The organism is Aureispira sp. CCB-E (genome assembly GCF_031326345.1).
GTDB lineage: Bacteria > Bacteroidota > Bacteroidia > Chitinophagales > Saprospiraceae > Aureispira.
In genome coordinates this window covers 785,267-801,351 of the sequence record NZ_CP133671.1, presented here as the reverse complement: position 1 = coordinate 801,351, position 16,085 = coordinate 785,267, and the positions used below count along the sequence as shown (strand labels likewise).

Annotated in this window: 14 protein-coding genes; 9 read left to right on the top strand and 5 right to left on the bottom strand. The window is 34.9% G+C overall.

Annotated features, from left to right (window positions below; all coding sequences use genetic code 11):
- Positions 1–381 precede the first annotated feature (381 nt).
- Positions 382–1,356, top strand: a complete 975-nt coding sequence (locus QP953_RS03125; protein ID WP_052597966.1) for a polyprenyl synthetase family protein — start codon at positions 382–384, stop codon at positions 1,354–1,356.
- Positions 1,357–1,629: 273 nt separating this feature from the next.
- Positions 1,630–2,151, top strand: a complete 522-nt coding sequence (locus QP953_RS03120) for a hypothetical protein (protein WP_309553937.1) — start codon at positions 1,630–1,632, stop codon at positions 2,149–2,151.
- A 13-nt stretch (positions 2,152–2,164) separates the two neighbouring features.
- Here QP953_RS03120 and QP953_RS03115 read toward each other — a convergent pair whose 3' ends face one another.
- On the bottom strand, positions 2,165–2,776 hold the full coding sequence (locus tag QP953_RS03115; RefSeq protein ID WP_052597964.1) for an START domain-containing protein: 612 nt from the start codon (positions 2,774–2,776) through the stop codon (positions 2,165–2,167).
- A gap of 243 nt (positions 2,777–3,019) precedes the next feature.
- On the opposite strand from QP953_RS03115, the gene QP953_RS03110 reads away from it, so the two are divergent.
- The 7 genes from QP953_RS03110 (at position 3,020) to QP953_RS03080 (ending at position 9,057) form a co-directional block, all read left to right on the top strand.
- On the top strand, positions 3,020–3,796 hold the full coding sequence (locus QP953_RS03110) for a S24 family peptidase (RefSeq protein ID WP_063833133.1): 777 nt from the start codon (positions 3,020–3,022) through the stop codon (positions 3,794–3,796).
- A 61-nt stretch (positions 3,797–3,857) separates the two neighbouring features.
- Positions 3,858–4,166: a S24 family peptidase gene (locus QP953_RS03105; protein WP_052597962.1), complete on the top strand. Its 309-nt coding sequence runs from the start codon at positions 3,858–3,860 to the stop codon at positions 4,164–4,166.
- 351 nt (positions 4,167–4,517) lie between these two features.
- Positions 4,518–5,006 carry an energy transducer TonB gene (locus QP953_RS03100; protein WP_309553936.1) on the top strand — a complete coding sequence of 163 codons (489 nt, stop codon included), beginning with the start codon at positions 4,518–4,520 and terminating at the stop codon, positions 5,004–5,006.
- Between the two features lie 12 nt (positions 5,007–5,018).
- Positions 5,019–5,489, top strand: coding sequence for an energy transducer TonB (locus tag QP953_RS03095; RefSeq protein WP_052597960.1), 471 nt, complete (start codon positions 5,019–5,021; stop codon positions 5,487–5,489).
- 184 nt (positions 5,490–5,673) lie between these two features.
- Positions 5,674–6,609, top strand: a complete 936-nt coding sequence (locus QP953_RS03090; protein ID WP_309553935.1) for a hypothetical protein — start codon at positions 5,674–5,676, stop codon at positions 6,607–6,609.
- A gap of 11 nt (positions 6,610–6,620) precedes the next feature.
- Positions 6,621–8,318 carry a T9SS type A sorting domain-containing protein gene (locus QP953_RS03085; protein ID WP_309553934.1) on the top strand — a complete coding sequence of 566 codons (1,698 nt, stop codon included), beginning with the start codon at positions 6,621–6,623 and terminating at the stop codon, positions 8,316–8,318.
- 181 nt (positions 8,319–8,499) lie between these two features.
- Positions 8,500–9,057, top strand: a complete 558-nt coding sequence (locus QP953_RS03080) for a GNAT family protein (protein ID WP_309553933.1) — start codon at positions 8,500–8,502, stop codon at positions 9,055–9,057.
- Between the two features lie 41 nt (positions 9,058–9,098).
- Here QP953_RS03080 and QP953_RS03075 read toward each other — a convergent pair whose 3' ends face one another.
- From QP953_RS03075 to QP953_RS03060, 4 genes are all read right to left on the bottom strand, one after another.
- A complete protein-coding gene (locus QP953_RS03075) occupies positions 9,099–12,548 on the bottom strand; it encodes an efflux RND transporter permease subunit (RefSeq protein ID WP_309553931.1) in 3,450 nt (1,149 codons plus the stop codon).
- Positions 12,549–12,607: 59 nt separating this feature from the next.
- Entirely contained in the window at positions 12,608–13,765 is a 1,158-nt protein-coding gene (locus QP953_RS03070) for an efflux RND transporter periplasmic adaptor subunit (protein WP_309553928.1), read from the bottom strand.
- 162 nt (positions 13,766–13,927) lie between these two features.
- Entirely contained in the window at positions 13,928–15,283 is a 1,356-nt protein-coding gene (locus QP953_RS03065; RefSeq protein WP_052597954.1) for a TolC family protein, read from the bottom strand.
- A gap of 175 nt (positions 15,284–15,458) precedes the next feature.
- Entirely contained in the window at positions 15,459–16,085 is a 627-nt protein-coding gene (locus QP953_RS03060) for a TetR/AcrR family transcriptional regulator (protein ID WP_052597953.1), read from the bottom strand.

Sequence of the window (16,085 nt, the reverse complement as noted above, 5' to 3'; positions counted from 1 at the left end):
CTCAAACTTCCTCCTTTCATACTCCTTAATAGACTCTGTAACAAACTATTAAAAGCCTACTACACTAAGTAAATTCATAACATTTTATATTTTCAATAAAAATTGAAAATAAAGTTTTTTTTTACTATTTTTGTATAACGAATGTTGCTATTTTTTTATAAAAATTTGATTCTTTGTTTATTTAAAAGCAAAAAACAAAATTCTATAAAACTGATAACCAACAAAATACCATTACTTTTGCTAACATTATGAATATTTAAAGCAAGTAATGGATAAAACAAAAGGATAGAAAAGGTGTTCTAAGAAATACTACTACTATGAACATGTTCATTTTCGTTTCCAATCATAAACAGAGGCTTAGCTCTATTTGACTTTTAGTGCATGATAAAATCATTGTCCAATATACAAGCACCTATTGATACCGAAATTAAGGAATTTCATCGGCGTTTTAAAAACGCAATGAAAAGTGATGTTCCTTTACTAGATACGGTGACCAACTTCATTGTCCGTCGCAAGGGCAAACAAATGCGTCCAATGTTTATTTTCTTAAGTGCCAAGGTATGTGGTGACGTCAACGACTTGACTTATCATGCTGCTAGTTTGGTTGAATTATTACATACGGCCACGCTTATTCATGATGATGTAGTTGACGACTCGATGCAACGCAGAGGTTTTTTCTCATTAAATGCATTGTGGGGCAATAAAATATCTGTTTTGGTAGGAGATTATCTACTTTCTAAAGGTCTCTTACTTTCTATTGAGAATAATGCGATCAATTTATTAAAAATAACTTCCAATGCCGTTCAAGAAATGAGCGAAGGAGAGCTATTGCAAATTGAAAAAGCACGTCGATTAGACATTAAGGAGGAAGTATATTTCCAAATCATACGTAAAAAAACGGCTTCACTCATAGCTTCTGCTTGTGCTAGCGGGGCTGCCTCTACCACTTCCGATGAAGCTGTTATCCAAAAAATGCATGATTTTGGTGAAAAAATTGGCATTGCTTTCCAAATTCGAGATGATTTATTTGATTTTGGTGATGGAGACGCAGGCAAGCCTCAAGGCAATGATATTCAAGAAAAGAAAATGACTTTACCCTTGATTCATGCACTTAACATGACAACAAAGGAACAGCGAAATTATATTATTAATATTATAAAAAATGAGAACACGAATCCTAAAAAAATTCGGGAAGTAACCGACTTTGTTTTAGCGAGTCCAGGTATTGAGTATGCTCGACAAATGATGTATCAATACCGTACAGAAGCTTTCGAAATCTTGAGAACCTTACCTTTTTCTGATGCTAGAACTTCTTTGGAAGATTTGGTCAATTATGTAACAGAACGAAAAAAGTAACCTTTTCACTCTAATAAGCATACAAAAGGCATATTATATGCTAAACATTTGTCATACAGGTGCTTCTAACAACGACAAATGCTTGTTGGCATTCCCTAAACACACCACTACTCAAAATAATCCTTAAACTACTATTGTTTATTATAAATTATTTTGTATCATAGTTTTGAGACTGCGCATATGCTAAACTATTACAACAATATATAGTTTTATATAGAGTGGTCAATTTACAATTGTTTTTTATTTCTTATTACCTGCATCTATCTCAACTCTGTGCAACATACACTTCAATTTCAAAGTACTGTTTCTGTTTTTCTTACTTATCTTATTTTAAAAGCCGCTCCTGCTGTTGCCGTTGTCTATTACTTTTTCACTTGGCAACTAACTATCTTAAGCGCTGTTTTACTATTAGCTATTATTTTAGCACACTCTGCGTATACCAATCACAACTTTCAGATTAGCAAACACGACATTCAGATATCTCCTAGTATTTCTATTACCCAACAAGTACAGACGTTTGACTACAAATCGATAGAATACATAGAAATAAAATATTCTCAAGAAAAAGACAACAAACAATGGTTGGCGATTCAACTCAAAAACAACTCTAAAATACATCGTTTCCGTTGTGATTGGTTGCATATGCAAGACCCACCTGACGAAGATGAAGACGATCACGGACATCCTGAACATGAGTTATTTGAGCTCTTGGAGGATGAAGATTTCTATGAAGGCTCTTTACAACAGTTAAGTACAGAATTAAGAAATAGAGGTGTTGAGGTTAGAGAAGTTTGATACACTTCATTTTTTAACTTTTTTCTACATATTTCTTTAGGTTATACATAGAATTGTAGGGATTATCCACTACCGCAGAATTAGCCAACCAATCAGGAATACTACCACCAGGTTCAGCTACACATTGCTGAATCACTTCCGTCCACCCATTGCCTTTATCTCGAATCAACCAATGCCCTTTTAAACGCTCGACCCGCACAATACCATCGTATACAGGAGCTTTTGCATGTGATTTGATAATAGTCATATCAACTCTCGCCGTATTAGCACTAGGATAAGAAAACGAAAACCGTGTAATATTATCCCGATCGGCTACGGGCCAAGGGGCATCTACCTTATTATAAATAGCCACTTCTTCGCTGTGAGGGCGTTCGATTTCTCTAATTTCAATAGAATTGTATGCCCACTCATATCTACTTGGGACATCTTTAAGCGCTGCGACTACTTTAGACAAGCTTGTTTGGACATTCATCACCACTTTATACTCTTTAATTCCCCACCCTTCTATCTTTCGAGTGTATACTTTAACACCATTTTTATCTTTGGCCAATGTCCATTCTTGTCCTTGAACGGAGTAAACATTACTTAACAGTAATAAAATTAGTACAAAATGTTGCAATTTCATGTTTCTATTTTGGTTTAAGTGGAATAAAAGCGACAAACAAACTGTTTTTCATCTATTTAAAAATAATACTTTAAAGTCAATTATGTTCTATTTTTTTGAATTTTAACCCTTTTTTTTCAAAAAAAATGAATAAAAATTATTTTGTTTGAAACTTTTTGTTTTACTTTGACGTATAAACAATACAAGAACAAACAACAAAACCAAAATGTTTGTTTTTCTTTATTGAACAATAAAAAAGGAACTATGACAGAAAAAGAATTGCTAAATCAACGTTTTAAAATTGTCTTCCAGCATTTGGTAGAGAAAGGAGAAGTTGTCAAAAGCTCTAGAGAAAAAGGTATGTCTAGTTTTGCAGAAAAAATTATGGGCAATAAGAGTTATGGACATATCATCAGAGCTTATCTAAAAGATAGTGATTCCAGAACAATTACTTACCCACAAGCCAAACGCTTGGTTAAATACTATGGTGTCAACTGGTCTTATATGTTTGAAGGAAAAGGCGAAATCTTTGTTTCAAACAAAGAGGAAGGTAACTTCTCTTCTCAAGAACTCTCTGCTGGCTCGCCAAAATCAGACGATGTTTTTACAAAAACAAACGTTCCCAAACACAAAACTAATATTGTATTTTCTTCCATTTCTGCTTTTGCTAGTAGTACCGTAGATGTTGGGGTACATGAAGATTCCGAACGATTCTATATTCCAGGAATGCAAGGAGAACATATTGCCTTTTATATCAAAGGAGAATCCATGACTCCTACAATTGCTGATGGGGATATGGTTATCTGTCGTTCTTTAGATTCAAACGAGCGAATTATTGAAAATGAAATTTATGCTATTGTTACTTCTAGTGGTAATGTAATGGTCAAACGAGTTCAAAAAATTCTAAACAAACACCGCCAATTACAAGGAATTAAGTGTATTTCTGATAATTATTTAGAACACGATCCATTTACCCTTTCTATTAATGAAGTTCAAAAACTGCTTAAGGTAGAACGTAAGCTAACCGAAATAGGGCTTTAAAGCTACTGTTAACATTCCCTCTCATTTATTTTATTCTTCTTATATCATAAAACCTTCTGTTATGAATAATTTAGCTTTCTATATTCAAGGAAATTCGATGGCACCAACAATCTCTAATGGTGATATGGTTATCTGTAGAGAACTAGAACCTTTCGAGAACATAGAAGAAAATGAGCTTTATGCTATCATCACCACAACAGGTGCCGTTATGGTCAAACGAGTTCAAAAAGTAAAATGGAATGGAAACAGCCAAATCAGACAACTAAATTTAGCCTCAGACAATGCCTTAGAAGGAGCTGCCCTCCAAATTTCAGGGTATAATATTCGAACACTCCTAAAAGTAGAACAGCGCTTACCTGTTACAGCTTAATCTAATATAATAATCCATCTAATTGCCAATAGAACATCTCGTTGCCAATTAGTTTGTACAATACAATAAGAGCTTTTAGCTAATGGGCTCTTATCGACGCACTTATTCAATTTTTATACTTTAAAAACATCCAAACTTAAACTACTTTTATTGCTCCCTAAAACTTTAAAATAACCCATTCTTATAACACATTAAAACCTACTGCCTATAAGTTAAACTGATTTTTAATTTGCTAAGTTCGAGAACATAAAACTGCCTTCCATGCCGCAATGGGAAGGCAGTTTTTTTTTGTATTAAGGCACCATTCCCATCAATGATGTCATCTAAAGAAGTACAATCATACTCATTCTTATGAAAGCACTCTACTTATTCTTTACGCTCTTATATGCTTCTTCTCTTTTTTCTCAAGAATTGTCAAAGACCACGACAATACAAGCCCCTTCTATAATTCTAGAAGATAGCATCCCTACCATTTTTAGAATTACTGAGCAAATGCCTATGTTTCGAGATACTAGCTGTCATGCTACTTCTTATCAGAAACAAAAAACATGTTCAGACCAAAAATTACTACAGTTTATTTATAATCATATTAATTATCCTTCTACACTTTTAGAAATGGGCTTAGAAGCTACAGTTGTTATTTCTTTTGTTGTGCAAGCCAATGGATATCTAGATGATTTTAAAATCATAAGAGGAAATAGTAATCCAGTATTCGCACTAGAATTTATCCGAGTGTTACAATTAACTACAGATCAAAATGGTCCATGGATTCCTGCTCGACACCAAGGTAGAAATGTGCCTGTTCAGATTTATTTTCCTTGCCGATTAAATTTTAACTAAAAACAGATCCTAATGAAAATACTACCTTTTATCTTGTTGATCCACTTAATCAGTACTCCACCAATTCAAGCTCAATATGATAGTTTTCCTGAACCTAATCTAAACGAAGCAGTAGGACTGCCTCCCTACGTAAATGATCTTCTGCCTTATCTTGGCAGTTGTGAAAATAATACGGATACGTATCAAGATAAAAAAGATGCCTCAGATAAAAAGTTGCTTGATTACATATATAAAACGCTTCGTTATCCTGATTCTGCTATGACCAATCAAATAGAGGGATTGGTTGTGGTTTCTTTTTTGGTAAAAAAAGATGGGTGGATAGAGCCCCAAAGCATTCAAATTCTTAGAGATATTGGCTATGGTTGTGGAGAAGAGGCGCTTAGAATTATTCAATCACTTAATCGTGAATTAGGTAGATGGGCTTTTCATGCTACTCCTTTGGATGTTCGTTTTAGTATTCCTATTCGATTTAGAATGTACTAACGCGCTATAAGAATACTCCCATTTAAGGTATTTATCACTTATTTTGCCAATTAAAACTATTTAGAAGTTAAATAGCACCATTCAGAAAGTAAAACCATACATCCAGAAGACAGCGAAGCATTTAGCGTATTGTTTGTATACATTTGTAGTTAATATTATTACTCAAATTTTTAACTTGTTTATTATGAAAATGTATTCGTTAATTGCATCATTCTTATTGCTCTCTGTTTCTGGTTGGGCACAAATATATACTCCTAACAATACCATACAAGGTTCGTCCAATAACAACTATTTGGGAATTGGCACCAATACTCCCGACCGCCCTCTAACTATAAAAGGTATAAACTCTGGCAATGAACTCATCAGTTTTAAAAATAGCTCCAATCAGTACAAATGGCATATTAATCTTCGAGGCGGATTTAATCTAACAGAGACAGGTGTTTCTGATTATAGACTATTCATAAAAGATGGTGGAAATGTAGGAATTGGTACCAACACGCCTATTGCCAAATTGGATGTCAATGGCTCTTTGGTTATCCGAGGTACGGACCTTGTCTTGGGAAGAGATAATTCACGTCCTATTGGAACTAGACAAGCACAACGTGCCTTGGTTCATGACTTAGATGACAAATTAATCATCAATTATGATGGTGACTTCGAGGGAGGTGCTTTCTTTCATGGTCCTAAAGTTATCTTTCAAACAAACAAAGTTGGCATTGGTACTTCTAATATTCCCAACGAGCATACAGCCAACAATCAGCTCTATCGTCTATATGTACGAGGAGGGATCAAAACAGAAGAAGTTAAGGTAGAAATGTGTACGGGTAGTTGGTGTGATTATGTTTTTAAAGAAGATTATCAGTTAATGCCTCTAGCAGAGGTAGCCCAACACATCCAAGAAACAGGACACTTACACAAAATTGCCTCTGCTAGCACCATTGAAAAAGAAGGTTTGGAACTAAAAAGTATGACAATCAATCAGCAAGAAAAAATTGAAGAAATTTTCTTGCACTTGATTACTATGGAACAGCAAATCAAACATTTAAATGTAAAAATAGAACAACTAGAAGAAGAAAATAAAAAGTTAAAAAAAGTATTTCAAAATAATCAGATAAAATAAAAATAGTAATTATGAAATACGAAACAATTTGGAGTACAATTCTATTCTGCTGTTGTTACTTTGTTATCATGGGACAATCCTTACAAAAGAAGGTTGCATCCGATAGGAATATTGCAGATAACTTAGGATATTCTGTCTCAATAGATGGTAATTTCGCCGTTGCAAGTGCATATATCAAGGATCAACCACAAGGTAATTTCGGATATGATATAGGTCATGTATACATTTATCAAAAAAATAGTGGCAACCAATGGAACGAGATACACAATATATCTCCTACAAATTATACAAATGGAGATCAGTTTGGGCATTCCGTTGATATATATGGCGACTATATAATTGTCGGAGCACCAACAACTCAAGAAGTTACAATCTACAATAAGAGTAATAATTGGTCTAATCAAACTTTTTTTCCTTCCTCATCAGCTCCTAATTATTCGTCTTATGGTTACTCTGTTGCTATAGGCAGTAATTACGCAGTGGTAGGCGCCCCCTCCCAAAATAGTGGAGTTGTTTATGTCTATGAAAAATCAGGAAGTTCTTGGACTTTTCATACGAGTTTTGCCCCTAGTAATAGCTCTACTTTAGCGTTTGGGTATGATGTTGATGTTAGTGGCAATCGAATAGTCGTGGGGTGTAATGGAGGAGAGTATGTGTATGTGTATGAAAAATCGGGCAGTTCTTGGATTTCAACCACTCAGTCAAACCCTAACCCAAATCCTAACACATATACTCACTTTGGGAATACAGTATCTATACATAACAATACCATAGTTGTAGGTTCCTATGATGATGATGATTTGAATAATAGTTTAACAAATTCGGGGGCTGCTTTTGTGTATGAATACAAAAGCAATCAATGGAACCTATCCTCAACTATTAGACCTCAAAACAATGCTTCTAATAATCTTTTTGGTTATGATGTTAATATTAATGCTAGCCAAATAATAATTGGATCTATAGGAAATGAAACGGTCTATACTTACCAAAGAAATGGTACAAACTGGGGCAATGAACGATCATTTCCCAATCCTAGTAATACAACAGGGGATAAATTTGGAATTTCTGTAGCTACGAACGGCACTAATTTTATTGTTGGAGCAGCACATGAAAGTTTAGATGAAAATGATGCAAACTTCAAAGATAAGGCTGGGGCAATTTATTTCTCTACTAATACAACATGTGGAACTATTGTTTTAACAACCCCAATAACAACCCCTACTGGCTACGAAGAGGATGTTATCATAGCTAGTAATAGTGTACAAAATTCCGCACTTTATAAAGCAGCTAGTAATGTTATACTATTACCAGGTTTTTCTGTCAATCAAGGTATCTATTTCAACTCTTATATTGGTCCTTGTAATACTGGTTTACCCAAACCTAAAGAGCCAAATGACCATTCAACCATTCAAAATATATCAATATTTGAATACTTGTCTATGAAAGATGTAGATAATCCAATAATTACAACTATATTCCCAAATCCTGTAAATACGTATATTAATATCAAAGTTTCTAATTCTAATCTAGGCAAGTATACTTTGAATGTAACTGATGTTTTAGGGAAGGTTCATTTAACAACTACAAATGAATTTAATGAACTACACAAAGTAGATGTAGCTCAAATTCCTAACGGTTATTATTTTTTAGTATTAAAAAATACATCTGGAAGTGTATTAAAAGTCGAACCTATCCAGATTATTAGATAACTGAAATGTTTTATCTAAAAAACAAAGCATTCCCTCTATTCATTGAGTCATCATAAAATAGAAAGAGGGAATGCAACTTTCAAATGAAAGCCCTCAAACAAGCTCCTAATTTCCATTTAAGCGGTTCTTTTATTATATTAGAAATCTTCAACAAAATTAATAATAAAATAAGCGCTCCTCTATGCACCAAATTAAAACGGAACGGCTACTGCTTAGAGCCTATCAACCAACCGATGCTTCAAGAGTTTATAATTTTATTCTCAACAATCAAGAACAGTTTCAACAATACTTTTCTTTGCTATTGGAATTAGATAACCTAGAGAAATGTACCGAATTCATACAAAACCAAATCCATGCGATTGAAGATAAGACAAAATTGGTCTATGGAATATTTGATTCCGTTCAAGATATATACTTGGGACAGATTTTTCTTCGAGATATTGAGTGGATAGTTCCTAAAGGACAAATTGGTTATTTTATCGACAAGAATTGGCAAGGGAAAGGAATTGCAACAGAAGCTTTAAAGGTGTTTTCTCAGCATTGTTTTGATGTTTGGGGATTGGAAAAACTGTATTTGCGAACGGGCTTAGAGAATATCGCTAGTCAAAAAGTTGCTTTAAAAGCAGGTTTTGAGTTAGAAGGTACGTTAAAATCTGATTTTCGCACCGCAGACAACCAATTGATTGATGTCTATTATTATGGAAAAACAAAAACCACAGCCCCAATAATGGAACTGTGATTTTTTATCTATCAACATATATATGATTGTTGAAACTTATTTTAGTGCTTAAAGCCAAATAAGCTTTTTACAAATTTAGTTACTCTATAAAACAACCAGTACATTACAGGTACAACTACTAATGTTAAAAAGGTTGCGAAGATCAAACCATATACAATCGTCCACGACATTGCCCCCCACATAACCGCATTGTCACCACCAATAAAAATATGTGGATCTAGTTCTGTTACAAAAGTGGCAAAATTAAAGTTAAATCCAATTGCTAAAGGAATCAAACCTAGTACTGTTGTAATTGCTGTTAGCAATACTGGACGCAATCTTGTTTTTCCTCCTGTAATAATAGACTGTTTGACCATTTCGTCTGAAAGGTACTCTTGATTTAAGTTTGTTTTCTCCCTAGACTGTAAAAAATTGATATAGTCGATCAATACAATGGCATTGTTAACCACAATCCCCGCCAAAGAAATAATACCAATTCCCGTCATAATAACTACCAAATCCATTTCTGTCCACCAGTATCCTAAAAATACTCCAATCGTACTAAATAAGATCGATAGGATGATAATGAATGGTGAAATAAAGGAGTTAAATTGAGATACCAAGATTAAGAAAATTGCAAATACGGCAATCAGCAATGCTTGACTCAAAAAAGCCATATTTTCTGCCATTTCCTCTTGCTCCCCCGTAAACACATAACTATATGCTTCGTCAAGGTTTTCTTCTGCATAAGATGCCATTCCTCGCTTCAACTCTTCTACCACTTCATTGGCATTGTATCCTTCTAATACATTGGAGTAAATTGTAATGGTTCGTTTTTCATTCTTACGTTTGACAGCACTATAAGTAGAACTTGGGCGTTTGCGTGCTACGGCAGAAATTGGAATTTGAACAATTTGTCCGCCCGCATCCATGTTTCTAAATGTTACCATTTGATTCATCAATGCTTCGTTATTATCTCTATACTCATCATTGAAACGCAACATAATTGGGTACTCATCTTCTCCATCCTTAAACTTACTAACCTCTCTACCATACAAAGCTGTATTCAAGGCTTTCGCAATATCCAAAGTAGACAAACCATAACGTCTTGATGCTTCTCGGTCAATTTCGATAACATCTTGTTGTACTTTAGAAGAAATATTCATATTCAGTTCCTCTACTCCTGGCACATTGAGCGATTTCAAGTGTCTCAGAATATCATCAGAAACAATGGTAAGTTCTCGCATGGTTTTATCATCACCAGAAATTTCCAAATTAATTGGTTTTCCAGTTGGTGGACCATCTTGGTTTCGGTCAACGACTAAAGACACCCCTGCGTATCCTGTCAACGCATTTCGAATCGAATCCATAGCATCATAAGTAGACAAACCTTTTCGTTTATCAGACGAGACAAAAGCGACTGTAATACGAGCCTTATTAGGTGTTGCTCCTGGTTCTGGTGGTGCCGCAGGATCTGATGTATTTTCACCTATTTGAGACAAAACGGCATCAACAATTCCTGCATCTTTAAATGTTTTTATAGAGCGGTCTACCTTTGCTTCTAATTCCTTCATCAATACATTGGTACTTTGTATATCACTTCCTATAGGTAGTTCAACAAATGCATTGATGTACAAAGGATCTGTTTCTGGGAAAAATACTGTCTTAGGAGGGTTGCTGCTAAACAACGATATAGAGCCAAATAACAAGAAAATCACTCCCACAAAAGTAACAATAGGCATAACTCCTTTCAATACAAATCGAATAAAGCTATCGTATCCATTTTCTAACCAAGGCAATACTTTGTTTTGGAACAAGATGGCTCCTGGTCTAAACAAAAAGTAATTGACCAAGCTAATAATCATAGCCATTCCCAAGGCATTTCGTAACCACATGACATTGGAAAAATGCGCAAATACAGCTCCTGCTAACATCAAGCCTGCTGCCAATAAATTGTTGAACAACTTCCGTTTTTCATTATCACGTACCAATTGCTCTTCTTCTACTTTCATCAGTACAGAAGCAAATACAGGTGTCAAGATTAGAGCCACGAACAAAGAAGAAGTCAAAACAATAATCAATGTCAATGGCAAATAGCCCATAAACTCTCCCATCATTCCTGGCCAAAACATCAACGGAACAAAGGCAGCCAAAGTTGTTGCAGTGGAAGCGATAATTGGCATGGCGACTTCTCCCGCTGCTTTTTTCGAGGCATCTACCCCCGAATAGCCTTCTTGCATGTACCGGTATATATTTTCCACTACTACAATAGAATTATCTACCAACATTCCTAAAGCCAAAATCAAAGAAAACAACACAATAACGTTCAATGTAATCCCCATGATGTTTAGGATTAAAATTCCCATCAACATCGACAATGGAATTGCCAAACCAACAAACATGGCATTTCTAATCCCCAAAAAGAACAACAATACGAGTACTACTAAAATTACCCCCGAGATAATACTATTTTGTAAGTTAGCAACTTGATCTCTAGTGTTGATCGATTGATCATTAAAAATAGTCACCTTTAGGTCTTCTGGAAATTTATTTGCTTTAGCTTTATCGACAATTTTTTTGATTTCATCTGAAGCTGACAACAAGTTTTCTCCTGCACGTTTGATAACATCTAAAGAAACAACGGGTAATTGATCTGAACGAGCAATACTAGTTGGGTCGGCAACTCCCTCTATGACGGTTGCAACATCCTTGATAAATACAGGGTTTTGAAATTCACTTTTGATAATAATGTTTTCAATCTCCTGTATGTTCTTAAATTCTCCCACAACCCGTACAGAACGGTTAAAGCCATTAAAATTGCGTTCACCAGCAGACATGGTTATGTTTTCCATCGCAATGGCATTGGCAATATCATCAAAACTGATTTTTTTGGCTTGCATTTGCTTCCAATCGACATCGATTTGTATTTCTTTTTCAGAAGTTCCCTTTAATTTTACTTCTGAAATTTCCGAAAGTTTTTCAATTTCGTTTTGTAAATACTCTCCAAACGAGCGCAACTCATCATTAGAATAATTTCCAGACAAATTCACCGTCATAATAGGAAACTCTGAAAAGTTGATTTCAAAAACATTTGGTCCAGCCGTCAAATCCTTGGGAAAATCACGATCTCCTTTGGCTTTGTCGACGGCATCTTTTACATCTTGTAAGGCTTTGTCTACTTCAACATTGGTATTAAATTCGACAATAATGTTCGAGAAATCATTAATAGAGTTTCCATCAATTTTTTTAACGCCATTAATAGAAGCTAACTCTTTTTCGATAGGGATTGTCACCAATGTTTCCATATCCTCGGCAGAGTTACCAGAGTAAGTTGTTGCTACATAAATAGTAGGAATAACAATTTCTGGGAACTGTTCTTTGGGCATTGTGTTATAGGACTGTACTCCAAATACCAACAACATTACTGTCAACAAAAACATACTAGTTGCATTGTCTACAGCAAAGGAAGTCGCCCTAAAATTTCTATATAATTTATTTTTATTATTACTCATTCTGCTTTTAATTTTAATGCCCTAAAGCATTGAAAATAGTTTATAATAAAGAGAAACGCCTATTCTGGTAAAACTTCTACCAAATCGCCATCCGAAACTTGACGAGCTCCTTTTATCAACAGTGTTTCATCACCATTTAATCCTGAAGTGATAATAGTTTCATTACGATACCCTCTTCCCATAGTCACTAATTTTTTTACCGCTTTATTTCCTTCTAGAACCATTACATAGTCTGCCCCACTTACATCTTGCAAAATTAACTGATCGGGCACAACAATAGCATCCTTTTTAGAAAAGTCATTGACCAACATTGTTGCCAATAAATTAGGTTTCAACAAACCATTCTGACTATTGATAGATGCTTCTACTTCAAAGGTTCTATTGGCAGGGTTGATGGTACGTCCAATCGAAGTCACTCGACCTTTTTGCTCTTCATTTAATGCAGGGAATTTCAAAAGTACGCCTTCTCCTTTTTTCACATTTCCTAGATATATTTCAGGAATGGCAGCCACTACTTTCAGGTTCTTGGTATTCAAGATTTGAACAATTGGAGTTCCAGGACCAGCCATTTCTCCTTCTTTTGCCATTACCATATCCACATAACCACTAATTGGCGCATAAACATTCGATTTGGTCAACTCGTATTCTAAACTTTCTTTGTTCTTCAACAAAGATTCCACTTGACTTTTAGCTTGCAAGTATTGTACTTCAGAACCAATTTTTTGGTTCCAAAGGTTTTCTTGGCGCTTAAACATATCCTGTGCGAGGCTCAAGGATTCATCCAACTGAGCAATGCTTTTCTTGATACTTTCTAAATTAATTTTAGCAATCAAGTCTCCTTTTTTGACATAATCACCTTCCTTTACGGTCAAATCCATAATTCTTCCACCCGTCTCGCTACTAGCCATACCAGGATCTTGTGCTGGCACTACATTTCCTTGCACTTCTACATAGTGGTTAAAATCTTTGACTTGTACTTTGGCAGTTGTAACAGGCGTTACAGATTTCTTTTTTGATCTAGGATCTAACTTATTCACCACCGCTTCTGCTTCCGCAACCTCTTTCTTTAGCTCTTGAAGCTTCTTGCGTTTTTCTTGCAAAACTTTACGAGCAGCATCCAAAGTTTGGGGACTTTCTTCTGATGTTGTTTCTCCACCACCACAAGAAGTAGCTAAGATAAAACCAGCAAGAGCAAAAAGATAAAATATATTTTTCATTTCTTAATTTTTGTTATGTTCTAACGTGATTCTTTAATTTTATAGCAAACCGATCGTCAAAAGCTGTTTTTCTCAAAATACAGCTCTCAACGACCTTTATCTCATTCTCAAAATGTGTAAAAAATAGTTGTCATGGCAATTATAAATACCTAATAACAGATATTATTTCCCCAAAGCTTTGTCCAAATCTGCTTTGGCAACGACCAATTCATACAAGGCATTCAAACGATTAGCTTGTGTGCGATATAGTTCTTGTTCTGCTTGAGTCATTTCCAAACTAGACCCAACCCCTTCTCTATATTTGATTCTAGTTGTTTTGAGTATTCGCTCAGCCAAGGCTAAATTTTTCTCTTGGCTAGCCAATCGCTCTCTAGCATTGTTGTAAATTGCTCTAGCATTCGTCACTTGAAGGGTAATACTACGTTCCAAATCGTTCAATTGTAGTTTGAACTTTGCCACATCAATTCTTGCTTTTTTAATTTTAGCAGCTTTGTCCAAACCATCAAAAATAGGAACGTTTAACTTTAAACCTACAATAGTAGTTGGAAAGAACCCTGGTTGACTGCCATCGAACAAGTCATCGCGTTGTAATACCTGTTGATGCACTGCAAAAGCTGACAAACTTGGCAAATATCCCATGTGAAAACGCTTTACATTCAGCTCATTCAAGTGAATTGTTTGCTTTAATATATCTGTTTCTATACGACGATCAAAAGCAATTTCTCCATCCAAATCTTCGGCATCAGGCAAAGCCAATACATCATCCAATTTATTGGTCAATTCAATTTTGCCCTCCAACGGATAATTCATTTGAAACTTAAGAACATTATAAGCCAACTCGGTTTGACGTGCTAACAACTCTAACTCTACTTGAAGATTGGACAAGGACAACTCCAGACGGTCAACATCCAATTGTTCTACCATTCCATTGTCTAAAAATGCCTGTGTTTCTTCTTTCATTTTTTCTACATTCTCAATGTTGCGAAGCAAAACCCCTTTGTTTTCTTCTGCTATCAAGACCTGTAGATAAGCTTTTACGATTGTATGTTTAATATCATATTTGGTTAGAGCTGCTTGGCGTCTTGTCATTTCCATTAAACCTCTAGAAGCTTTGAGCCCAACAAAATAAGATCCATCTACAACCAATGTATTTAGATTGAGTGCAAATGTTAAGTTATTACGTGTTCCAAACTGTGTTTCAGAATAGCCAGGCTCTGGTTCTGGAAGTGGAAATCCAGGAATCTCAAAAGAAAAAGCATCATTTGGAATCAACTGTGTAGGAAGATGTATATAATAATTATAATCTAAGCCTGCATTCAATTTGGGGATTCCTATAGCTGTGTATTCTTGAACCTCTGCTTTTGCTTTTGCAATCTCTAATTCAGCGGTTCGTATACTATTGCTATGGGTCTGAGCATAAGCAACTGCTTCTGACAAAGAAAACTGCTCTACGTCTTGAGCTTGTAAGCTTGTCATCGCTACTACCAAAACAATTAATAAACTGTTTAGTCTTTTCATGATATCGTGTTAAAATTACAATTTTATAGTTCTAAGTAAATGAGTCTGAAATTATTGGGAAACCATCTTATTTGAGTATCGCTCCTTACAATAAGGGTAAAGTTTTTGCCATGCGGAGGAACCTGCACAATACATGGTTTTTATAATTTTCTTTAGCAATTACTTATTCTTACATTTAATATATTTCACCTGTAGGATCTAAATTATCCAATATTGGTTTTAATAATTTGCGTCCTTTTTCTGAGACAATTCCATGGATGTGGTAACGCATAAATTCTCGATGCAGTTGATCCGTTGGAAATACCTTAGCAGGAAACAGTTTGTCATTTGCTAGTATTGGCATCAAACTAATGTGCAATCTCGAAATCAGAGAAACGTTTAAATTTTCTCTATACAAACCTTCTTCTACCCCTCTTTTTAAGTTATTAACAACGATTTCTAACATATACTTTCGATTAAAATCGTCTAACATTTCCCAGACTGGTCGATGGTATTTTTGCAAATCGTAAATAATAGAAGGATTCATTCCATCTATCTGCTGTTGCATATAGAGAATAAACATCAACAACTCATCTAAAGCATTCCCAGCCTTGTTCTCTATCGAAAAACACGCTTCTTTATCTTTGACAATATGTCGTTTCATGACTTTTGCCACCAAATCGTGCTTATTTTCAATATGTACATACAATGTTTTTTTAGACATGCCCAACTCTTTGGCAATATCCATCATTGTTACACTCCGAATTCCATACTTCTTAAATAAACTTTCTGAAGCATCCAATATTTTTGTTAATTCATCCAA

Coding starts and splice junctions, on each gene's coding strand:
- QP953_RS03125 (WP_052597966.1), top strand. CDS start 382: ATGATAAAATCATTGTCCAATATACAAGCACCTATTGATACCGAAATT.
- QP953_RS03115 (WP_052597964.1), bottom strand. CDS start 2,776: ATGAAATTGCAACATTTTGTACTAATTTTATTACTGTTAAGTAATGTT.
- QP953_RS03110 (WP_063833133.1), top strand. CDS start 3,020: ATGACAGAAAAAGAATTGCTAAATCAACGTTTTAAAATTGTCTTCCAG.
- QP953_RS03105 (WP_052597962.1), top strand. CDS start 3,858: ATGAATAATTTAGCTTTCTATATTCAAGGAAATTCGATGGCACCAACA.
- QP953_RS03100 (WP_309553936.1), top strand. CDS start 4,518: ATGAAAGCACTCTACTTATTCTTTACGCTCTTATATGCTTCTTCTCTT.
- QP953_RS03095 (WP_052597960.1), top strand. CDS start 5,019: ATGAAAATACTACCTTTTATCTTGTTGATCCACTTAATCAGTACTCCA.
- QP953_RS03090 (WP_309553935.1), top strand. CDS start 5,674: ATGAAAATGTATTCGTTAATTGCATCATTCTTATTGCTCTCTGTTTCT.
- QP953_RS03085 (WP_309553934.1), top strand. CDS start 6,621: ATGAAATACGAAACAATTTGGAGTACAATTCTATTCTGCTGTTGTTAC.
- QP953_RS03080 (WP_309553933.1), top strand. CDS start 8,500: ATGCACCAAATTAAAACGGAACGGCTACTGCTTAGAGCCTATCAACCA.
- QP953_RS03075 (WP_309553931.1), bottom strand. CDS start 12,548: ATGAGTAATAATAAAAATAAATTATATAGAAATTTTAGGGCGACTTCC.
- QP953_RS03070 (WP_309553928.1), bottom strand. CDS start 13,765: ATGAAAAATATATTTTATCTTTTTGCTCTTGCTGGTTTTATCTTAGCT.
- QP953_RS03065 (WP_052597954.1), bottom strand. CDS start 15,283: ATGAAAAGACTAAACAGTTTATTAATTGTTTTGGTAGTAGCGATGACA.